The organism is Mucilaginibacter dorajii, assembly GCF_024808255.1.
Taxonomy (GTDB): domain Bacteria; phylum Bacteroidota; class Bacteroidia; order Sphingobacteriales; family Sphingobacteriaceae; genus Mucilaginibacter; species Mucilaginibacter dorajii.
Genome location: NZ_JANTYS010000015.1, coordinates 1 through 20,430, shown reverse-complemented (window position 1 = coordinate 20,430; position 20,430 = coordinate 1). Strand labels below are relative to the sequence as shown.

At 42.8% G+C, this 20,430-nt stretch carries 19 protein-coding genes; 15 read left to right on the top strand and 4 right to left on the bottom strand.

Features of this window, described 5'->3' with window-relative positions:
* Window positions 1-7: 7 nt before the first annotated feature.
* Entirely contained in the window at window positions 8-1,318 is a 1,311-nt protein-coding gene (locus FHS10_RS19220) for a carbohydrate porin (protein WP_259093580.1), read from the top strand.
* Between the two features lie 302 nt (window positions 1,319-1,620).
* Here the strand turns inward: FHS10_RS19220 and FHS10_RS19215 are convergent, their stop codons facing one another.
* The gene (locus FHS10_RS19215) at window positions 1,621-2,505 is read right to left on the bottom strand and encodes a UbiA family prenyltransferase (RefSeq protein WP_259093579.1); all 885 of its coding nucleotides are present in this window, start codon (window positions 2,503-2,505) and stop codon (window positions 1,621-1,623) included.
* A gap of 136 nt (window positions 2,506-2,641) precedes the next feature.
* Between FHS10_RS19215 and FHS10_RS19210 the strand changes: the two genes are divergently transcribed.
* From FHS10_RS19210 to FHS10_RS19175, 8 genes are all read left to right on the top strand, one after another.
* Window positions 2,642-3,172, top strand: coding sequence for a YceI family protein (locus FHS10_RS19210; RefSeq protein WP_259093576.1), 531 nt, complete (start codon window positions 2,642-2,644; stop codon window positions 3,170-3,172).
* Between the two features lie 73 nt (window positions 3,173-3,245).
* Complete coding sequence (locus FHS10_RS19205) at window positions 3,246-4,355, top strand: type III polyketide synthase (RefSeq protein WP_259093573.1); 1,110 nt, start codon at window positions 3,246-3,248, stop codon at window positions 4,353-4,355.
* A 6-nt stretch (window positions 4,356-4,361) separates the two neighbouring features.
* Entirely contained in the window at window positions 4,362-5,486 is a 1,125-nt protein-coding gene (locus FHS10_RS19200; RefSeq protein ID WP_259093571.1) for an NAD(P)/FAD-dependent oxidoreductase, read from the top strand.
* An 18-nt stretch (window positions 5,487-5,504) separates the two neighbouring features.
* Window positions 5,505-6,203 carry a methyltransferase domain-containing protein gene (locus FHS10_RS19195; RefSeq protein WP_259093568.1) on the top strand — a complete coding sequence of 233 codons (699 nt, stop codon included), beginning with the start codon at window positions 5,505-5,507 and terminating at the stop codon, window positions 6,201-6,203.
* Window positions 6,204-6,213: 10 nt separating this feature from the next.
* A complete protein-coding gene (locus tag FHS10_RS19190) occupies window positions 6,214-7,278 on the top strand; it encodes a sensor histidine kinase (protein ID WP_259093566.1) in 1,065 nt (354 codons plus the stop codon).
* A 47-nt stretch (window positions 7,279-7,325) separates the two neighbouring features.
* Window positions 7,326-7,976, top strand: coding sequence for a DUF47 domain-containing protein (locus FHS10_RS19185; protein ID WP_259093563.1), 651 nt, complete (start codon window positions 7,326-7,328; stop codon window positions 7,974-7,976).
* A 20-nt stretch (window positions 7,977-7,996) separates the two neighbouring features.
* The gene (locus tag FHS10_RS19180) at window positions 7,997-9,007 is read left to right on the top strand and encodes an inorganic phosphate transporter (protein ID WP_259093560.1); all 1,011 of its coding nucleotides are present in this window, start codon (window positions 7,997-7,999) and stop codon (window positions 9,005-9,007) included.
* A gap of 41 nt (window positions 9,008-9,048) precedes the next feature.
* Window positions 9,049-9,786, top strand: a complete 738-nt coding sequence (locus FHS10_RS19175; protein ID WP_259093558.1) for a DUF4197 domain-containing protein — start codon at window positions 9,049-9,051, stop codon at window positions 9,784-9,786.
* A gap of 153 nt (window positions 9,787-9,939) precedes the next feature.
* Here the strand turns inward: FHS10_RS19175 and porX are convergent, their stop codons facing one another.
* Window positions 9,940-11,493, bottom strand: a complete 1,554-nt coding sequence (gene porX / locus FHS10_RS19170) for a T9SS response regulator signal transducer PorX (RefSeq protein WP_259093555.1) — start codon at window positions 11,491-11,493, stop codon at window positions 9,940-9,942.
* A gap of 244 nt (window positions 11,494-11,737) precedes the next feature.
* On the opposite strand from porX, the gene FHS10_RS19165 reads away from it, so the two are divergent.
* The 6 genes from FHS10_RS19165 to efp all read left to right on the top strand — a co-directional run bounded on the left by FHS10_RS19165 (window position 11,738) and on the right by efp (window position 18,077).
* Entirely contained in the window at window positions 11,738-12,973 is a 1,236-nt protein-coding gene (locus FHS10_RS19165; protein ID WP_259093553.1) for an HD domain-containing protein, read from the top strand.
* Window positions 12,974-13,156: 183 nt separating this feature from the next.
* Complete coding sequence (lpxD, locus tag FHS10_RS19160) at window positions 13,157-14,200, top strand: UDP-3-O-(3-hydroxymyristoyl)glucosamine N-acyltransferase (RefSeq protein ID WP_259093550.1); 1,044 nt, start codon at window positions 13,157-13,159, stop codon at window positions 14,198-14,200.
* Window positions 14,201-14,343: 143 nt separating this feature from the next.
* Window positions 14,344-15,750 carry a bifunctional UDP-3-O-[3-hydroxymyristoyl] N-acetylglucosamine deacetylase/3-hydroxyacyl-ACP dehydratase gene (locus tag FHS10_RS19155; RefSeq protein ID WP_259093548.1) on the top strand — a complete coding sequence of 469 codons (1,407 nt, stop codon included), beginning with the start codon at window positions 14,344-14,346 and terminating at the stop codon, window positions 15,748-15,750.
* A complete protein-coding gene (lpxA, locus tag FHS10_RS19150) occupies window positions 15,747-16,532 on the top strand; it encodes an acyl-ACP--UDP-N-acetylglucosamine O-acyltransferase (protein WP_259093545.1) in 786 nt (261 codons plus the stop codon). Before FHS10_RS19155 ends, lpxA begins: the two co-directional genes overlap by 4 nt.
* Window positions 16,533-16,744: 212 nt before the next feature.
* Window positions 16,745-17,365 (top strand): ABC transporter ATP-binding protein, encoded by a 621-nt coding sequence (locus tag FHS10_RS19145; protein WP_259093544.1) that lies wholly within the window; start codon window positions 16,745-16,747, stop codon window positions 17,363-17,365.
* Window positions 17,366-17,513: 148 nt separating this feature from the next.
* Window positions 17,514-18,077 carry an elongation factor P gene (efp, locus tag FHS10_RS19140; protein ID WP_259093541.1) on the top strand — a complete coding sequence of 188 codons (564 nt, stop codon included), beginning with the start codon at window positions 17,514-17,516 and terminating at the stop codon, window positions 18,075-18,077.
* Between the two features lie 110 nt (window positions 18,078-18,187).
* Here efp and FHS10_RS19135 read toward each other — a convergent pair whose 3' ends face one another.
* Both FHS10_RS19135 and FHS10_RS19130 read right to left on the bottom strand, forming a co-directional pair.
* The gene (locus FHS10_RS19135; RefSeq protein ID WP_259093540.1) at window positions 18,188-18,982 is read right to left on the bottom strand and encodes an exodeoxyribonuclease III; all 795 of its coding nucleotides are present in this window, start codon (window positions 18,980-18,982) and stop codon (window positions 18,188-18,190) included.
* 426 nt (window positions 18,983-19,408) lie between these two features.
* The gene (locus FHS10_RS19130; protein ID WP_259093537.1) at window positions 19,409-20,119 is read right to left on the bottom strand and encodes a peptidylprolyl isomerase; all 711 of its coding nucleotides are present in this window, start codon (window positions 20,117-20,119) and stop codon (window positions 19,409-19,411) included.
* Window positions 20,120-20,430 lie beyond the last annotated feature (311 nt).

Here is a 20,430-nt window from a genome sequence, read left to right as displayed (position 1 = left end):
AATGTTTATGAAAAAAACTTTACTATTTATACTGCTCCTGCCCGGAGCTATTCTTACAGCCAAAGCGCAGGACACTTTAAAGCAACAACGCTTTAACTTTCATTTTCAACAAACCATTATTACCCAGTATAAACCATCGTTTGGTGCCGATTATACCGGTGATAACAGCCTGCTCACCAAATCAGAAACGCAAAGCTCCATTACTACTACTTTTTTTGGCGGTGCCAGGCTTTGGAAAGGCGCTTCGGCTTTTTTTAATCCCGAACTTTCGGGAGGATCGGGACTGAGCAAAACTTTGGGTGTTGCCGGTTTCCCGAACGGCGAAACTTTTAGGGTAGGTGGTTCGGAACCTAAAATTTATATAGCCCGCTTATACTTTACCCAAAACTTTGAGTGGGGTAAAGAGAAGGACACCCTTGAGGATGCCAACAACCAATTGGCTGGCTTAAAAAGCAAACGCTACTTCCAGGTAACGGTAGGTAAATTTGGCATGGCCGATTTTTATGATGGCAACGAGTTTAGCCACGACCCGCGCAGCCAGTTTATGAACTGGGCACTGATGGATAACGGTGCCTGGGACTACCCGGCCAATACCCGCGGCTACGTAATGGGCATCCATACCGAATTGGGCCAGCCAAACTGGACTTTGAGGTTTGCCTTCACTATGTCGACAACGGAGGCTAATGGTGCCATTTGGGATGCCAAGATAGGTAAAGCCAATACCCAAACGCTGGAGTATGAACGCCGCTACACACTTAACGGTAACAAGGGAACAGTAAGGCTTTTAGGGTTCAGGAATAATGGCAAAATGGGCATTTATAACGATGCTTTAGCTAAAAACCCGGTAAACCCAGTAGTTGATACCAACCTTACCTACGGCAAGCATAAATATGGTTTCGGCATCAGTGCTGATCAATACCTGACCAAAGATTTTGGTGTATTTGCCAAACTAAGCTACAATGATGGTCATACAGAAACCTGGTATTTTACAGAGATTGACCGTTCATTAAGTTTTGGCGGCGTATTGAAAGGCACATCATGGAAACGCGGTGATGACGAACTTGGCCTGGCATTTATAGCCAACGGTCTATCAACACCTCACAAAAACTACCTGGCAGCGGGTGGCTATGGTTTTATTATTGGTGATGGCAAATTGAACTACGGCCACGAAGTGATTGCGGAATTGTATTACAAGATCAATGCCTATCAGAAGAAATTCTGGCTTACGCCCGATTACCAGTTTATTCTAAACCCGGCCTATAACAAAGATCGCGGCCCGGTGAATGTTTTTTCGATGAGGGCGCATATTGAGTTTTAGGGGGGAGTTTAAATTTTGTCATTGCGAGCGCAGCGCGGCAATCTCGTCGCTCTACAGAGCGAATAGGCACGGCGACGAGATTGCTTCGTGCCTACCCATGACGTCTTTTAAAACGACTGTCATCCTGAACGCAGTGAAGGATCTATTCTACGCCATTCCTATTCGCCCTGTAAAGTTCACTAATGGATGCTTCGTACCTCAGCATGACAGCCTGGAGAGGATAGTTTGTTACATCATTCTACCTTCAAAGTCCTCCGGATTTAAAAACGCGCAATGACATCGTTCAATTATTGCGACCTACCTTACCGCATAACTGCCAGCACCCCAAAATAAATCAGCATACACCCCGAACTCAAAAAATTCATCCGCATGGCATTTTTAAAATTAGCGTTATCGGTAGATTGCCCTACTTTATAAAACCAGTAGTTAAAGAATAGGAATATGGGTAGTGCGCAAGCCAGGAAAAAGTAAAAGTTGCTCATCTTATCTGCCATATGCCAGTAATAAAATGAACATGCAATCCCTGAGGCAAACATCGCTCCCGAAAAAATGAACGAGCCTTTATAACCTAATAAAATACTGATGGTGATATCGCCCCGACGACTATCTTCGTCGTGCTGGTAAACCTGGGTGAGCGGGTATGATGCCCCAATGAGGCAGGAGCAAATTGCGCCGGCAACTATGAAGCCAGTATCCCAATGCCTGAATAAACTTAACCCACTCAGCGCCGAATACGTGGTGTAATAAATAAAGCATCCCTGGAAAATAAATACCGTTAAAAAACTGATGATAGGGTACTTTTTTAACCGTGTAGCGGGATGACTGTATAATTTAGACATGATGCCATAAATAAGTACCGCGAAGGCAAATTCCCAGCTGATGAAAAAGCCTAACAGGAAAGCGGCTGCCTCTAACAGGATGGAAAAATAATATAAACTGATATCCACCACCGGGGGCTTTTCAAGCAGGCCAATGCTTTCTTCGTCCTTATCAAAATAGCTGTTGTAGCCATTGCTTGCCGGGAAAGCCAGTAAATGCCAGATGAAGAAGATCAGAACAGCATGCCATACGTTGATAGCAAGCGATTGGCTAAAGGCAAACAGATATACCGGCAATAAAAAAACAGAAAATACAAAACGCAGATGTGCCCAGGCCGAGCGGGTAGGAATAATCTGTTTTAATTTCATTTAGGATAATTAAACTTTAAAGGCAACCATGAGTCTTTAGTAGAACGTTATAAACATACAATGGGTTGCTTAGTTCACTAATGTAAAAATTAGTATCGTATAAATTGTTATGTTTGAAAGCAACGTTTTTTATATCATGATCAGGAAAATTTATACCATTGCTATTTTAGCTTTTTTAACTGTAAACGCCTTTGCGCAAAGCAAAGTGACCAAAAGTGATGTTACTTTCAAAATCAAAAACCTTGGTTTTAATGTAGGCGGTAATTTTACCGGTTTTAATGCCGATATCAGGTTTAACCCTACCAACCTGGCTACAAGTTCTATTGAAGCTTCGGTGGCCTCAAACACGGTTAATACCGATAGCGAAAGCCGGGATAACCACTTGAAGAGTGATGACTATTTTGATGTAGCTAAGTACCCTAAAATTACGTTGAAATCGGTTTCATTTAAACATAAGAGTGGGAACAACTATACCGGCAGTTTTAACGTAAGTATTAAAGAAAAAACAAAGCTGATTGAAATACCTTTTACGTATGTTGAAAGCGGCAACACCGCAACGTTTAAAGGCGAGTTCCAGGTTTTGAGGACAGATTTTGGCATCGGTGGTAAAAATGTGATCTTATCAAACGAGGCTAACGTTAGTATCGAAACTGAGATCAGCAAATAAAAACAGGTATTTGACCGTTACCAAATACTTTGCTTCAGGCTTTGAGCCTTAAGCTTTAAGCATAAGTATAAAAATGGAGAGTTGCATTAGTGCCATTGGGATAGCAAATCCCCATAACCGTATTGCCCAGCAGGATATTTACCATTTTATGGTAGATGCTTTTGGGTTGGATAAAACCAATGCTGCCCGGCTTAAAACTATTTATGATAACTCGGGCATTGATCACCGGTATTCGGTGATCCCGGATTTTGGCGAAAGCGATCCGTCTCAATATACTTTCTTTGATCCCTCGGGTAGTTTTGATCCTTTCCCTGATACCCAAAAGCGATTAAAGCTTTACGAGAACGAAGCCATTGCTATTGCTGTTAACGCGGTAAACAATTGCTTAAGCGGTTTTGACCAGGGTGTTTTACAACAGATTACCCATCTAATTACCATTAGCTGTACCGGCATGCACGCACCTGGTATTGATATTGAACTGGTAGAACGGCTAAACCTTAACCGCGATACCGAGCGTACCTGCATTAACTTTATGGGTTGCTATGGCGCTATAAACGGCTTAAAAGTTGCCGACTATATATGCCGTGCCAATCCCGAAGCCAAAGTTTTGGTGGTAAGCGTTGAACTTTGCACGCTGCATTTTCAAAAAGATAACACGCTGGATAACTGGGTCGCCAACTCCCTGTTTTCTGACGGTGCGGCAGCTGTGTTTGTGGAAAACACATCACAACGGTTAGGCACAGGAACGTACCTTGCGCTGAAAAACTTCTACTCGGAATTTGTGAGCGAAGCGCGGGATGATATGGGCTGGTACGTAGGCAATACCGGTTTTGAAATGAAGCTTACCTCCCGGGTGTCTAAGCAGATCAAAAAAAATATAAAAGCCTTAACCAGCCGGTTCCTGCAAAAGGCAAAGCTTGACGCCGGGCAAATTACGGCTTACGCGGTACACCCCGGCGGCCGTAAAATATTGGAGGCTGTTGAAGAGGCTTTGGAACTACCTGAAGAAAGTAATGCTTTTGCTTACCAGGTTTTGCAGCAGTACGGCAACATGTCATCTGCCACCATTCTTTTTGTGCTGCAAAAAATATTGAAGGCCCAAAACCTTGTGGATCAAAAGATCATGAGTTTCGCGTTTGGTCCGGGTTTAACGGTTGAAGGTATGATCCTTGAAATGCATTGATCTGAAATGAGCGATGTAATTATAGTTGGCGGCGGCCTTGCAGGATTATTCAATGCCATATTACTCAACCGGGCCGGACTTCAGGTAACCCTCATCGAAAAAAAAACATACCCCATGCACCGGGTATGCGGCGAATACATCAGCAATGAGGTTATCCCTTTTCTCAGTACATTAGATATCGATTTAGAGCATCTTAACGTTGCCCGCATTAACCGGGTAGAAGTTACAGCAGCTTCGGGTACCAAATTTACCCAAAAGCTCGATCTGGGCGGTTTCGGCTTAAGCCGTTATACCTTTGATAATTTCCTGTATCATAAAGCTAAAACTGAAGGTGTAAACTTTATGACCGGTACCCGGGTAGAGGATATTCGTTTTGTGGCCGATCATTTTGAGGTAGCAACACCCACCGAAGTTTTAACCGCGCCGCTGGTTATTGGTTCTTTTGGTAAGCGATCCAACCTCGATCAAAAATTAAAACGTCCCTTCTTTTACAAGCGCAGCCCTTACCTGGCGGTAAAGTTTCATGTGCGGATGGATTTTCCTACCGATCTCATTCAGCTTAATAATTACAAAGATGGCTATTGCGGCGTAAGCAAAACCGATGGCGACAGGTATTGCATGTGCTACATGGCCCATCGGGATGACCTGCGCAAGTTTGGCAGCTTGCAAAGTTTGGAGGAGAATATCATCCGCAAAAATCCTTACCTCAACGATATTTTCGCCAATGCCGAATTTTTGCTTGATAAGCCGGAAGTGATCAACGAGATCTCCTTTGAAAAGAAGGCCCCGGTTGATAACCATATTTTTATGAGTGGTGATACCGCCGGCATGATAGCCCCGCTTTGCGGTAATGGTATGACTATGGCAATCCACTCGGCCAAAATTCTTTCAGAAAAAATCGTCAGTCATTACAAGCCGGGTAATTTTACGGCAGGTAACCGGGCTAACCTCGAAGCCGATTATACTCAAAGCTGGAACCAGCAATTTGCCCAGCGCCTATGGGTAGGCCGGCAATTGCAGCGCCTGTTTGGCAATAACAATACAACAGCGCTTACCCTGCACCTGTTAAATGGTCTGCCGCCGGTATCCCGATATTTAATTAGTAAAACGCATGGCAAACCTTTTGCCTGATTGGGGCGTATTGTAAACATGCCGAATTTAACTACCCGCGTTTTCGACGCCGAGATCATGGACGATTTTACCCTGTCCGATGCCGAGATAGCCCCCGTGTTGGAAGGCCTTGGCAAAGTAAATTCCTGGTTTGGCGGTCACAAAAATCTTATTAACGATCTTAAAAAATTCCCGGTAAAAAGCGGTTACGCCGTTAGCGATTGGGGTTGCGGCGGTGGCGATTCACTGATTGCGATAGCTAAATGGGGTACTCAAAACCAAATGCAGCTAACATTAACAGGGGTTGATGCGGCGCCCGCCGCCGTTAACTTTGCCCGGGAAGCATCGCAAGATTTTGACAACATCAGCTATGTACAGGCCGATGTGATTAATGAAGTTGATAGGATTGATGAACACGACATTATTATCAGCAGTTTGTTTACCCATCATTTTGATGATGAGCAATGGGTAAAGCTCATTCAAAATATGTACGGCAAAGCGCGTAAAGGAATCATCATTACCGATTTGCACCGGCACTGGGTATTGTATTATGCTGTTATTGTTATCACCCATGTGTTAACCCGTAATAAAATGGTGCGGGTTGATGGGCCTTTATCGGTAAAGCGAAGCTTCAAAAGGGACGAGTTGTTAACCTTGTTGAAAAAAGCACAAATTGATAACTTTAAATTAACATGGAACTGGCCTTTCCGATGGACTTTAGTGATCTATAAATCGTAGCTTTACGATTATGAATTTGCGTGTTTTGGTTTTAACCACTGCTTTGGGCGTAGCTGTAACCCTATCGGCAGTAAATTTTTATTTTCAGCATAAATGGTACGATGTAATGATCACGTTTACGGCAACGCTTGCGGTAAGCTACTTCGTGTTTTATTACCTTATTGAAAAGTACATTTACTCGCGCATAAAACTCATTTATAAATTAATCCATAACTTGAAGTTAGGTCGTGATTTGCGTGATGCCCTTGGCGAGCATGTGAGCGCCAATCCTATCGACGATGTGGAGCAGGAAGTAAAGGAATGGGCTAAGCAAAAAAAATCGGAGATAGACGATCTGCGCAAGCAGGAAAAATTTCGCAGGGATTTTTTATCCAACATTTCGCACGAGTTTAAAACACCACTTTTCGCTATACAAGGTTATATTGAGGCCTTGCAGGATGATGACTTTGAGGACCGCGAAATGGCCAAACAGTTTTTAGAAAAAGCTTCAAAAAACGTTGACCGGCTAAGCTACCTGATTAAAGACCTGGATGAGATCTCCAAATTAGAATCGGGCGAAATTCCCATCAATTACACCAAATTTAAGATCAACGATCTAATCAAAGAAGTATTTGAATCGCTGGAGATTAAAGGCAAGCAATATAAGATCAAGCTGATATTCAAGCAGAAATATGATGAAAGTATTGTGGTTTATGCCGATAGGGAAAAAATACGCCAGGTGTTGGTTAACCTGATAGATAATTCATTTAAGTACGGCAAAGAAGAAGGCAGTACCTCATTGAGCTTATTTGTACTTGACGACCAGGTTTTGGTTGAAGTTACCGACGATGGCATAGGCATCGAAGAAAAATTCCTGCCGCGTTTGTTTGAACGTTTTTACCGTACAGATAGCAGCCGGTCGAGGCAGATTGGCGGCTCGGGTTTGGGGTTGGCTATTGTAAAACATATTATTGAAGCGCATCAGCAAACGATTAACGTGCGCAGTACAGAAGGATTGGGATCAACTTTCGGATTTACTTTGCAAAGAGCAAAACAAAATTTACCTTTCCCCCATATACCAGTGTTAAAAAGTTAACATTAATTTAACATAGCAACCGTACCTTTACACCAATTTTAAGCAACATGTCATTAAACAGCATTTTTCAATATTTTGTACCTAAGGACAAAAAAATATTTTTTCCTTTATTTGAACAGGCAGCAAGCAATGTAGTAACCATGGGTACTGTATTGGTTGAGGCGGTTAACTCCAATAACGAGGCTACCCGCGAGGAACTGTTTAAACAGATTGATAAGCTGGAAAATAAAGGAGACGAGCTTACCCACCAGATTTACCTGGAATTGGGTAAAAACTTTATTACTCCTTTCGACCGCGAAGACATTCACGCATTAGCAACTGCTATTGATGATGTTGCCGATTATATACAGGGCGCTGCAAACCGTATGAGCTTGTATAAGATTGATGATTTTAATGAGCACATCCGCAAATTATCTGACCTGATCCTACAGGCCAGCATCGACCTGGAAAAAGCGGTACGCGAGTTGAAAGACCTGCGCAACGTACGTAACATTGCAGACTCATGTATCAGGATCAACAGCGTGGAAAACCAGGCCGATTACGTATTTGACCGTGCAGTTGCCGATTTGTTCCTGTATGAGAAAGATGCCATCCGCCTGATAAAATATAAAGAGATACTTGCTGCTTTAGAAACTGCTACAGATATGTGCGAAGACGCGGCTAATGTAATGGAATCAATATTAGTTAAAAACGCCTAAGCACACCTAATCATCACTAAATGGTTACCTCCCTACTTGTTGTTATTGTTTTACTTGCGCTGATATTTGATTATACCAACGGTTTTCATGATGCTGCAAACTCTATTGCAACCATTGTATCAACAAAAGTACTAACGCCTTTCCAGGCTGTTTTAATGGCAGCCATATTTAACTTTGCCGCTTACTTCTTTATAAAGGACCATAAAGTTGCCAATACCGTTTCAAAAATTGTATTGGAGCACTACGTTACGTTGCATGTTATATTGGCCGGTTTGGTAGCAGCCATCAGCTGGAACTTAATTACCTGGTGGTTTGGGATCCCTTCAAGCTCGTCGCACACGCTTATAGGTGGTTTTGCAGGTGCAGGTATGACTAATGCCATCTACATGGGTGCAAATGCCTTACATGCCATTGAAATGCAATACGTGCTTACCATTATAGCTTACATCGTATTAGCGCCTTTTATAGGTTTGGTTATAGCCTACCTTGTAACCATTTTAATATTAAACATTTGTAAAAAGGCCAGGCCTGCAACTGCCGAGCGTTGGTTTAAAAGATTACAATTGGTATCTGCAGCAGCCTTAAGCTTTGCACACGGCGGTAACGATGCCCAAAAAGTAATGGGTATCCTTTATGTAACCCTGATAGCCGCAAAAGTAATTCACGCTGGCGCACCAATGCCAGACTGGATTCCATTAGCTTGCTACACTGCTATTGCGGCGGGTACCATGAGTGGTGGCTGGAAAATTGTTAAAACCATGGGCTCAAAAATTACCAAGGTAACGCCATTAGAAGGTGTAAGTGCCGAAACAGCCGGTGCGATAACCCTTTTTATCACTGAGCGTTTTGGTATCCCGGTATCAACTACACATACTATAACCGGTTCAATTATTGGTGTTGGTTTAACCAAACGTGTATCGGCCGTGCGCTGGGGCGTAACCATTAACCTGGTTTGGGCCTGGATCATCACTATTCCTATTTCGGCATTAATAGCCGCCGGTGTGTTTGCACTGTTGAAAATATGGGGATAATTTTCTGATAGTTGATTCCATTTTTGCTAATTTTAGCCACTATGAAAGCAAGAATATTATCATTGACAGCTTTGTTGGTATTTATAACACTAACCAGCTGCGATACATTAAACCAGGTAGCCAAAGCCGCAACTGCCACAGATGCGCAAAAAACGCCAACCACGCTTGAAATTGGTAATGGCCTAAAGCAGGCATTGGAAATAGGTACCGGCAAAAGCTCTGATAAGTTATCGGCAGTTGATGGCTTCCTTAAAAATGCCGAGGTTAAGATCCTGTTTCCACCAGAGGCGCAAAAAGCCGAGAGAACGCTTAGAAGCATTGGCTTAGGCAGTCTTTGCGATAATGTGATCACTTCGCTTAATCATGCCGCTGAAGATGCCGCTGTAAAAGCAAAACCCATATTTATTGGTGCTATAAAGCAAATGACCTTGCAGGATGTAACCAACATTTTGTTAGGCAGCCAGGACGCGGCTACTCAATATTTTAAAAAAACGACTACATTACAATTGTCTGGTCAGTTCAGGCCGGTTATCCAAACCAGTTTAAACAAGGTAGGCGCTACAAAATACTATACTGACGCAGCCCAGGCCTACAATAAAGTACCGTTTGTATCAAAGATCAATCCGGATATTACCGATTACGTAACTCAAAAAGCCATCGACGGTTTATTTATCGAGATAGCCAAAGAAGAATTAAACATCCGCCAGAATTTGGGCGCACGTACTACGCCACTGTTGCAAAAGGTTTTCTCTTTTGCTGATAAGCAGATGAAGAAGTAACAGAGGCCCCCCAGCCCCCTAAAGAGGGAGCTTTTTGATTTGCTCGTTGTAGAATTTCGAAAATATCTACATAAAAACAAGAAGGCCAATCGTTTTGCGATTGGCCTTCTTGTTTTTTAAAGTCTCCCCTTCAGGGGAGATTTAGAGGGGCTGCTATTTCGGCCCGTAAGTTACTATCGGGATGATCATTTCTTCTAACGAGATTCCTCCGTGCTGGAAGGTTTCGTTATAAAAATTCACAAAGTGATTGTAGTTGTTGGGGTATACAAAGTAGCTATCCTCTTTGGCAAACACAAAGCTTGAACTTAGGTGCAGCTTAGGCAGCATAGCATCGTGCGGGTTACGGATGTGGAATACCTCCTTGGCGTTATAGTTAAGGTTTTTACCTTGTTTGTAGCGTAGGTTGGTGTTGGTGTTCCTATCGCCCACAATTTTGCTTGGGTTTTTTACGCGGATGGTGCCGTGGTCTGTAGTGATCACTACCCTAACCTGTTTTTGTGCCAGGTATTTAAGCAAATCAAATAAAGGCGAATGCTCAAACCACGATAATGTTAATGAACGGTAAGCGGCATCGTCACTTGCCAGCTCGCGGATCATTTGCATATCCGTACGGGCATGCGATAGCATATCCACAAAGTTATAAACCACCACATTCAGCTCATTATTCATCAGGTTACTAACCGACTCGTTCAATGCGCGGCCTTCGTCAATGTTCAATATTTTGTGGTACGAGTATTTGCAATCCCGGCGTAGCACACGCTTTAAATGATCGGCAACAAATTCCGATTCGTAAAGGTTTTTGCCGCCTTCATCCTCGTCGTTTTGCCACATGGTTGGGTAGCGCCTTTCCATATCTAAAGGCATCAGGCCGCTAAAAATAGAGTTACGGGCGTATTGGGTAGCAGTAGGTAAAATACTGTAGTAAGTATCCTCTTCCTCCAGCCTGAAATACTCGGATATAATAGGGTTAATGATCTTGAACTGATCATAACGCAGGTTATCTATCAATATAAAAAACAACGGACCCTTACCATCTAACTTAGGGAATACCTTCTTTTTAAATAATTGCGGCGAAGAAGTAGGTGCCATATCCGGATTTTTGATCCAGTTTAAATAGTTACGCTCAATGAATTTGCAAAACTGGGTGTTGGCTTCGGCTTTTTGCATGGTTAATATTTCATGCATGCCGGCGTCTTCCAATTGCTCCAGTTCCAGCTCCCAATAAATGAGTTTTTTATAAACATCAACCCATTCCTGGTGGCTCAGGTTATCGTTAAGCGTCATGCCCAGCGTACGGAAATCCATTTGGTAGGCCATGGTTGTTTTTTCGGTAACCAGGCGTTTGTTTTCAGTAAGCTTCTTAATGGTAAGCAATATTTGCTTTGGGTGTACCGGTTTAATGAGGTAGTCGTCGATTTTTGAACCGATGGCATCTTCCATCAAATATTCTTCTTCGTTTTTGGTGATCAGTACAATAGGAACATCGTTATTGATGTTTTTAATCTGCTGAAGGGTTTCAAGACCGGTAAGGCCCGGCATGTTCTCGTCCAGGAAAACCAGGTCGAAATAGCCGCTTTTAAAAGTATCAACAGCATCGTTGCCATTGGTTACAGTGGTAACCTTGTAGCCTTTTTCGCTTAAGAAAAGTATATGTGGTCGTAACAGGTCAATTTCGTCATCAGCCCATAAAATGGTGGTATCTTGCATAGTATCTGTATTTAAAATTTGCAGGAAACGTTGAAACCTTGGCGGAGATCATGAATTGCAGAAAATGCAATATCCTTTAACAGCAAACTGTAAGAGGAAAATAACCAATGCTAAAGTTTCGGTTTCGTAACTTAAACCCCAAAGGGACGCTTTTGTTGTCACTGAGTAAAGGTATTAACAAAATTTAACAAACATCGGTCGCTTATTTTACCTTTGTTTTACATTTTTGCACTTATTGAGCACATTGAACAAAAAGAAAATTATAAACGACCCGGTTCATGGCTTTATCAGCATCCCAACCGAGCTGATATTTGACCTGATAGAGCATCCTTATTTTCAACGGTTAAGGTACATCAAACAACTGGGGATGACACACCTGGTTTATCCTGGCGCATTGCACACCCGTTTTCATCATGCCCTTGGTGCCATGCACCTCATGGATATGGCCATTGAAACACTGCGTAATAAAGGGCTCCACATAAGCGATGACGAAGAGGAAGCGGTAACCATTGCCATCCTTTTACATGATATTGGGCATGGCCCGTTTTCGCATGCGTTGGAGCGTTCCATTATTGAAGGCATCAATCACGAAGATATTTCAAGTATGCTCATGAAAAAGCTGAATGAGCAGTTTGATGGAAAGCTTACCATGGCTATCAGCATTTTTAATGGCACCTATTCCCGCAAGTTTTTACACCAGCTGGTATCAAGCCAGTTAGATATGGATAGGCTTGACTACCTTAACCGCGACAGCTATTTTACCGGTGTATCTGAAGGGGTGATCAGTTCTGATAGGATCATTAAAATGCTGAATGTAAAGGACGATCATATTGTAGTTGAAGCCAAAGGCATTTACTCGATAGAAAAATTCCTGATAGCCCGCAGACTGATGTACTGGCAGGTTTACCTGCATAAAACCGTTATTGCCGGCGAGGAGTTGCTGGTTAAAATATTTAAACGCTGCCGTGAGCTTACCCTAAAAGGCGAAGACCTGTTTGGTACCCCGGCGCTGAAGCATTTTATAAAAGGAAGCATCAGCAGGGATGTGTTTATGAATGAAGACCACCACCTGGAAACATTTGCCGGGCTTGATGATACGGATATTATGGCCTCGGTAAAGGTTTGGGCCGGTCATCCTGATTTTATCCTTTCAACCCTGTCACAAAACCTGGTGCAGCGTAAATTGTACCATGTGGATATCAGCAATAAGCCGGCTGATAAAGCCTTTGTAGATTCGCTTACTAAAAAGGCTATGCAAAAATATGGGGTAACCGAGCAGGACGCCGCGTACTTTGTTTTTACAACATCCATCCGTAACAATGCCTACACCGCCGGCGATGGCAACATAGGTATATTGATGAAGGATGGTCATGTACATGATATTACAACCGCCAGTGATAATTCAACGTTAGAGGCGTTAGCCAAAACCGTAAAAAAATATATACTTTGCTATAGTAAGAATTTAGTATCAAGTAGTTAGTATCAAGTATCAAGATTTTGGGCGCTTCAATGCAGCTATTCTGATACCAACTACATAGTAATAGTATCAAGATTTTTAGCCGCCAGTGCAGCTGTCTTGATACTAACTACTTGATACTTGATACTCAATACTTGCTACTAACTATTTAATTTGCTGCTTTAATTATAACATTTAAATTTGTCGATGCAATTTACTGCCCAGGATATAAGTTTTCTGCTTAACGGCACTGTTGAAGGTGACCCTTCGGTAACGGTTAATCAGCTGGCTAAGATAGAAGATGGTGCCGCGGGCAGCTTGTCGTTTTTAGCAAACCCAAAGTATGAACAGTATTTATATACTACTAATGCTTCGGTAGTTATTGTAAACAGCGATTTACAGCTTACCGCTCCGGTTGCTGCTACCCTTATTAGGGTTGAAAACGCTTATAGCGCGTTTTCTGTACTGCTTGAAAAATACAATACCATTAAGCTTGATAAAAAAGGGATTGAACAACCTTGTTTTATCCATCCAACCGCGCAAATTGGTATCGAGCCATATATAGGTGCTTTCGCCTATATTGGGCTTAACGCCAAAATAGGCAACAACTGTAAAATTTATCCTAATGTTAACATTGCCGATAATGTTACTATAGGAGATAATGTTACCTTGTTTTCGGGTGTTACCGTTTATTTTGATTGTGTGATAGGTAACAACGTTATAGTTCACTCTGGTGCCATTATAGGCAGCGATGGCTTTGGCTTTGCGCCAAACCCCGATGGCTCGTACACCAAAATTGCACAGATTGGCAATGTTATTTTGGAGGATGATGTTGAGGTAGGTTCAAATACCACCATCGATAGGGCAACCATGGGTTCAACAGTGATTCGTAAAGGGGTGAAACTGGATAACCTGATCCAGATTGCCCATAATGTTGAGATAGGTGCTAATACCGTAATTGCCGCGCAGTCGGGCATATCCGGCAGTACCAAGGTTGGCGAAAACGTAATCATGGGCGGGCAGGTTGGCCTGGTTGGGCATATCAATATTGCAGATAGGTCGCAATTCCAGGCACAATCTGGCGTAAGTAGGTCTATTAAAGAAGAAGGCAAAAAATGGGCAGGCACACCCGCGGCACCTTACAATGCCAACATGCGCTCAAACGTGGTGATCAGCCGGCTGCCCGAGCTTGAAAAAAGAATAAACGAATTAGAAAAAATAATTGCAGAATTAAGAAAAGACGTTCAGTAAACGTTCATTAGTTCACTGGTTCATTAGTTTATTGGTCTTTTGCGTCGGAGTTTTCTGGCAATTGAAACCAAATGAATAACCCAATTTAAATATTGAAGCGACACCAATGAACTAATGAACCAGTGAACCAATGAACTAATAAGATGAATGTAAAACAAAGAACTATTAAGGCACCGGTATCAGTTTCGGGTACGGGTTTACACACAGGTCAGCGTGTAACCATGACCTTTAACCCTGCGCCGGAAAACCATGGCTATAAATTCAGAAGGATTGATATACCTGGCTCGCCAATAATTGATGCCGATGTTGATAATGTGACCGATACATCCCGTGGCACCACCATTTCGCAAAATGGCGCAACGGTTAACACGGTTGAGCACGTGCTTGCTGCATTAGTAGGCATGGAGGTTGACAATGTGCTGATAGATATGGATGGTCCCGAAACGCCTATCATGGATGGTAGTTCAATTCAGTTTGTTGATATTATTACCGAAACAGGGTTTGTTGAACAGGATGCCGACCGCGAGTATTACCATATCCCATACAACATCCATTACTCCGAGCCCGACCGCAAAGTAGAAATGGTGGCCATGCCTTTAGATGATTACCGTTTTACCTGCATGGTTGACTATAACTCGCAGGTATTGGGCAGTCAGCATGCCAGTATATCCAGTATCACAGAATTTAAAAAAGAGATTGCCTCATGCCGTACCTTTTGCTTTTTGCACGAGCTGGAAATGCTGTTAAAGCACGACCTGATCAAAGGCGGCGATTTAAACAACGCTATTGTAGTGGTTGATAAAGAGGTGGATGAAGAAGAACTTGCACACCTGGCCAAATTGTTTAACCGTAAGGACATCAGCGTAGCGCCACAAGGTATTTTAAATAATGCCGAACTACGTCACCAGAACGAGCCTGCAAGGCACAAGCTGTTGGATATGATTGGCGATCTTGCCCTGGTAGGTGTACCGTTAAAAGGTCATATTATGGCAGCAAGGCCTGGTCATGCGGCTAACGTCGCGTTTGCTAAAAAGATTAAAACCCTTATTAAAAAAGAAAAAAGCCGTAAACAGGTAAAAGTTTACGACCCTAATGCTAAACCGGTATATGATACCGTTGAGATTATGGGCTTATTGCCGCACAGGCAGCCTTTTTTAATGATCGATAAAATATTGGAACTGACTAAAAGCCACGTGGTAGGTGCTAAAAACGTAACTATAAACGAGGAATTTTTTAAAGGTCATTTCCCGGGCGCTCCTATATTTCCGGGTGTGCTGCAAATTGAGGGTATGGTACAAACCGGCGGGATTTTGGTGTTAAACACCGTGCCCGATCCGGAGAATTACCTTACCTTGTTTTTAAAGATTGAGAATGCCCGCTTTAAAAGTAAAGTAGTGCCGGGCGACACCATTATTTATATTTGCGACCTGCTTGCCCCAATAAGGCGCGGTATTGCAACCATGAAAGGTGTTGGCATGGTAGGCAACAGGGTTGTTGTTGAAGCCGAATTAATGGCACAAATAGTAAAAGTAAAAGGAAACGAAGCATGATCCAGCCTTTAGCGTATATACACCCACAGGCAAAAATTGCCGATAACGTGGTGATTGAACCTTTTGTGACCATTCACAAAGATGTTGAAATTGGCGAAGGCACCTGGATCGGTTCCAACTCCGTAATTATGGACGGGGCCCGTATAGGTAAAAATTGCCGTATTTTCCCCGGCGCGGTAGTATCAGCTCCGCCTCAGGACTTGAAATACAAAGGTGAGCAAAGCACGGTTTCTATTGGGGATAATACCACCATCCGCGAATGCGTAACCCTAAACCGCGGTACCGCGCTTGATAAAAATACCACCACTATAGGCAGCAATTGCCTGCTGATGGCCTATGTACACGTAGCCCATGACTGTGTGATTGGCGATAATGTAATTATTGCCAACGCGGTGCAATTAGCCGGCCATATCAATGTGTATGATTACGCGTTTATCGGTGGTTCATCTGCAGTACACCAGTTTGTTGAAATTGGCGCGCATAGCATGATCTCTGGCGGTTCGTTGGTACGTAAAGATGTGCCGCCATTTACCAAGGCAGGTCGCGAGCCATTGTCATACGTAGGTATCAACTCTGTAGGTTTGCGCCGCAGGGGCTTTTCGGCTGCTACCATTGCCGAAATCCAGGAGATCTATCGTATCCTGTTCTTAAAAAAATACAACGTAAGTAAAGCCCTTGATATCATTGAAGCCGAATTTACCCCAAGTGTTGAACGCGATGAGATCATCAACTTCCTGCAAAATTCACAAAGGGGTATCATGAAGGGATTTGGGAATACCTAATAGCTTTTTTGGTTCATGGATAATAGTTCATGGTTCATAGCAGTTAAGGTCATAAGTCGAATGGTTTATTAGTTTCATATTGTGGCTATTTAGAAAAAGCAAATTGCCATGATCTATGAACCACCAAACATGAACTGTTCTGCCATGATCTATGAACTATCAACCATGAACTATTCTGCCATGATCTATGAACCATCAACCATGAACAAATCATGACCATCACCCTCAATAACATTGGCCGCCGCTTTAACCGCGACTGGATTTTCAGGGGGGTGAACCGTACTTTTATTACCGGGGGCGCATATGCTATTTTGGGGCCGAATGGTTCCGGGAAATCTACTTTATTACAGGTATTAAACGGTAGTCTTGCCCCTTCAATTGGTACTATTGATTTTACTTTTGAAGATAAACCTGTCGAGATAGATAAGGTATTTACCCACCTGAGCCTTGCCGCCCCATATTTAGAACTGATAGAAGAATTTTCGCTGAGTGAAATGGTTGATTTTCATTTTCAGTTTAAAAATTATAAAAGTGGCCTTGATAAAAAACGGGTTATCGAGCTTTTAAACCTGCCCAAAAGCGAGCATAAACTGATCCGGTATTTTTCTTCGGGTATGAAACAACGCCTTAAACTCATCCTCGCCTTTTGTTCAGATACCCCTATGTTGATGCTCGATGAGCCTACTTCCAACCTGGATACCCAGGGCGTAGATTGGTATTTAAGTTTGGTGGAGCGTTTCGCAAAAGATCGCCTTACCATTGTTTGCTCCAACCAGGAACATGAATACGGCTTTTGTAGTGAACGCATGAGCATAAGTGATTATAAGGGTTAGTGAATGGTTGATTGGGAGAGTGGTTGATTAAGTTCCGATCTCTTTTATTATAAAGCACAACCATTCACATAATCAACCTAATAAACCAACAATCGCCCTCTTGATTCTTTCCCCATAAGTAACTAAGTTTGCGCCTCAATATTATTTTATGGCCAAAGCATCAGATGTTAAAAATGGAAATGTGCTTCGCTTTAATGGCGAGTTAGTGCAGGTAGAGGAATTTTTACACCGTACACCAGGTAACTTGCGTGCATTTTACCAGGCGCGTATGCGTAACGTAAAATCGGGAAAATTGGTTGAATACCGTTTCCGTACCGACGAAGAGGTTGATATAGCCCGTGTTGAAACCAACAATTACCAGTACTTATATGAAGATGGCGATGCGTTGGTAGTGATGGATAACGAAACTTATGATCAGCATAATATTCCTAAAACTTTATTTGGCCCAGCGGTTAAATTTCTGAAAGAGGGGATGAACGTGATTATTGCTTTTGAAAGCGAAGAGCCTATCATGGGAACTATTCCAAGTTCGGCTGAGCTTGAAATTACTTATACCGAGCCAGCCGTAAAAGGCGATACCTCAACCGGTGCCCAAAAAAATGCCACCGTTGAAACCGGCGCCGAAATTCGTGTGCCACTGTTCATCAACATTGGCGATAAGGTAAAAGTTGATACAGCTACAGGTGCTTATGTGGAACGGGTGAAGGGATAAGGCGAAGCCCCCCAGCCCCCTAAAGGGGGAGCTTTTTGAATAGCATATATATAATAAGAAAAGGGAGGTTGCGAAAAACGCAACCTCCCTTTTCTTATACCCGCGTTTTTTTAAACTCCCCCTTTAGGGGGCTGGGGGGCAAACTCCAGCTCCAGTAGCACCGGGCAATGGTCCGAATGTTTCGCCTCTGGCAGTATAGCTGCCCGTTTGATGTTGGCTTCTAACTCCGTACTGGCCATGGCGTAATCAATACGCCAGCCTAAGTTTTTGCCTCTTGCGCCGGCGCGGAAACTCCACCAGGTGTAGTTGTGGGGTTCCTTGTTAAAATGCCGGAAAGTATCAATAAAACCACCTTCAATAAATTTCTCCATCCACTCGCGTTCTTCGGGTAAAAAGCCGGAGGAGTTGGCGTTTGATTTTGGGTTATGAATATCAATGGGGCGGTGGCAAATGTTATAATCGCCACATACCACCAGTTTTGGATATTCTGTTTTGAGCAGGGTAAGATATTTGCCAAACTCATCCAGGAAACGGTATTTGAATACCTGCCGCTCATCGCCGCTTGAACCCGATGGAAAATAAGCGCTCATTACCGATACTTCATCAAAATCAACCCTGATGCAACGGCCTTCGCGGTCAAAATCAGGGATACCGCAGCCATATTCAATATGTTTCGGCGTTTGTTTGGTGAAGATAGCCGTGCCGCTATAGCCTTTCTTCTCGGCCGGAAACCAATAGTGTTTGTAGCCAAGCGCATCTACCAGGCCAAGGTCTGTCAGTACATCAGGCGTAGCCTTAATTTCCTGCAAACAAACCACATCAGCATCAGTAGCCTGCAACCAGGCCAGCCAATCTTTACTAATTGCAGATCGGATGCCGTTAACATTATAAGTGATTATTTTCATGCCCCCTAACCCCCTGAAGGGGGAATTTTTTGATTTAAAAAGTTTAATAATATTTCATGCAATATTAATGTATACAAGTTGATGTTTAAAGTTTTTGTGAGCTAATATCAGGGCAAAGGCAGCTAAATAGTTAACGGGGATAAGCCGATGGCATCGGGAAGATATAAGCATTAAATAATACCTTGTTTTTATTGCCTGGTGCTGATTAAATGATCCATGTATCGAAGGGACTTATACTGGCTAACAACAGGTACAAATATTTGGATGGCTTAAATTGCACGATACATCAGTTTAGTGTTAACTGTGTTAAAATATAAAATATTGATTATCAGATAATTATAACTTATTATATCTGAAATATGTTAAGTTATGTTAACCCAATTAGATGCGTTTGCCCTCGAACTAATATCGCCTTATACTCCCCCTTCAGAGGGTTGGGGGGCTCAGTAGTTTATCCAACTGCTTACACTGCCGTTTGCTCAATACCTCAACAGTCATGGGGACATCGGTGAGGGGGCGGTCGGCTTTATCTTTGGGCACGGCTGCAATATGGTCTACCATATCAATGCCGCTCACTACTTCACCATAAACGGTGTAGCCATGGTCAAGCTGGGCGGTGCCGCCAACAGTTTTGTAATATTCGCGTTGCCACGCGGGGATTTTATAGCCTTTTAGGCGGCCGTTTTCTAACGAGTCCATTTTAGCATCGTTAAGGCGCTTACCTTCTACAATATAAAACTGGCAGCCGCTTGATGCTTTTTTAGGGTTATCATCCCGGGCGGCGGCTAATACACCACGTTTGTGAAACAGGCTATCCCTAAATTCGGCAGGGATGGTGTAGCCTACGTCGCCATTGCCCAGTTCGGCACCCGGTTTGGCTTTGTTCGGATCTTTTGAATCCGGATCGCCGCCCTGTATCATAAAATTCTGGATCACCCGGTGAAACAAAACGCCATTGTAAAATCCTTTTTTTGCCAGCTTAATGAAATTATCCCGATGCAAAGGTGTTTGATTATACAACCGGATAATTACACTGCCGTAGCTGGTGCTGATGCGCACATATTGATTTTTGGGCGGCCTGGCAAAAGCCGTTGCAATACTTAACAATAGCAGGATAAGGGTAACGATTTTTTTCATAGCCGGAATTTACGAATTTTATTAAAAACTAATGGTCGTACCGAAACGAGTTCAATACGACCATGATATAGCCTGGTAAATCTTAATTATAAAACATAATAACTACCCTATCTGTAACCTACTATGTGTACACACTTTTTAGAATCGTATCACCAAACAAAAACGTTGTCATTTCGAACGAACCGATGGGGGATTGTGCGCCGGAGGTGAGGAGACTGACCCGTCCGGAAATAGCTATACAGATTTGTGAGTAAATCCTGTAAATACTATACAAGGTATTCTGTTAGTCCTAAGATGAACTATACAGGTCT

What these genes read in the sequence shown, in the direction of transcription:
- FHS10_RS19220 (WP_259093580.1), top strand. Translation starts at nt 8, where the DNA reads ATGAAAAAAACTTTACTATTTATACTGCTCCTGCCCGGAGCTATTCTT.
- FHS10_RS19215 (WP_259093579.1), bottom strand. Translation starts at nt 2,505, where the DNA reads ATGAAATTAAAACAGATTATTCCTACCCGCTCGGCCTGGGCACATCTG.
- FHS10_RS19210 (WP_259093576.1), top strand. Translation starts at nt 2,642, where the DNA reads ATGATCAGGAAAATTTATACCATTGCTATTTTAGCTTTTTTAACTGTA.
- FHS10_RS19205 (WP_259093573.1), top strand. Translation starts at nt 3,246, where the DNA reads ATGGAGAGTTGCATTAGTGCCATTGGGATAGCAAATCCCCATAACCGT.
- FHS10_RS19200 (WP_259093571.1), top strand. Translation starts at nt 4,362, where the DNA reads ATGAGCGATGTAATTATAGTTGGCGGCGGCCTTGCAGGATTATTCAAT.
- FHS10_RS19195 (WP_259093568.1), top strand. Translation starts at nt 5,505, where the DNA reads ATGCCGAATTTAACTACCCGCGTTTTCGACGCCGAGATCATGGACGAT.
- FHS10_RS19190 (WP_259093566.1), top strand. Translation starts at nt 6,214, where the DNA reads ATGAATTTGCGTGTTTTGGTTTTAACCACTGCTTTGGGCGTAGCTGTA.
- FHS10_RS19185 (WP_259093563.1), top strand. Translation starts at nt 7,326, where the DNA reads ATGTCATTAAACAGCATTTTTCAATATTTTGTACCTAAGGACAAAAAA.
- FHS10_RS19180 (WP_259093560.1), top strand. Translation starts at nt 7,997, where the DNA reads ATGGTTACCTCCCTACTTGTTGTTATTGTTTTACTTGCGCTGATATTT.
- FHS10_RS19175 (WP_259093558.1), top strand. Translation starts at nt 9,049, where the DNA reads ATGAAAGCAAGAATATTATCATTGACAGCTTTGTTGGTATTTATAACA.
- porX (WP_259093555.1), bottom strand. Translation starts at nt 11,493, where the DNA reads ATGCAAGATACCACCATTTTATGGGCTGATGACGAAATTGACCTGTTA.
- lpxD (WP_259093550.1), top strand. Translation starts at nt 13,157, where the DNA reads ATGCAATTTACTGCCCAGGATATAAGTTTTCTGCTTAACGGCACTGTT.
- FHS10_RS19155 (WP_259093548.1), top strand. Translation starts at nt 14,344, where the DNA reads ATGAATGTAAAACAAAGAACTATTAAGGCACCGGTATCAGTTTCGGGT.
- lpxA (WP_259093545.1), top strand. Translation starts at nt 15,747, where the DNA reads ATGATCCAGCCTTTAGCGTATATACACCCACAGGCAAAAATTGCCGAT.
- FHS10_RS19145 (WP_259093544.1), top strand. Translation starts at nt 16,745, where the DNA reads ATGACCATCACCCTCAATAACATTGGCCGCCGCTTTAACCGCGACTGG.
- efp (WP_259093541.1), top strand. Translation starts at nt 17,514, where the DNA reads ATGGCCAAAGCATCAGATGTTAAAAATGGAAATGTGCTTCGCTTTAAT.
- FHS10_RS19135 (WP_259093540.1), bottom strand. Translation starts at nt 18,982, where the DNA reads ATGAAAATAATCACTTATAATGTTAACGGCATCCGATCTGCAATTAGT.
- FHS10_RS19130 (WP_259093537.1), bottom strand. Translation starts at nt 20,119, where the DNA reads ATGAAAAAAATCGTTACCCTTATCCTGCTATTGTTAAGTATTGCAACG.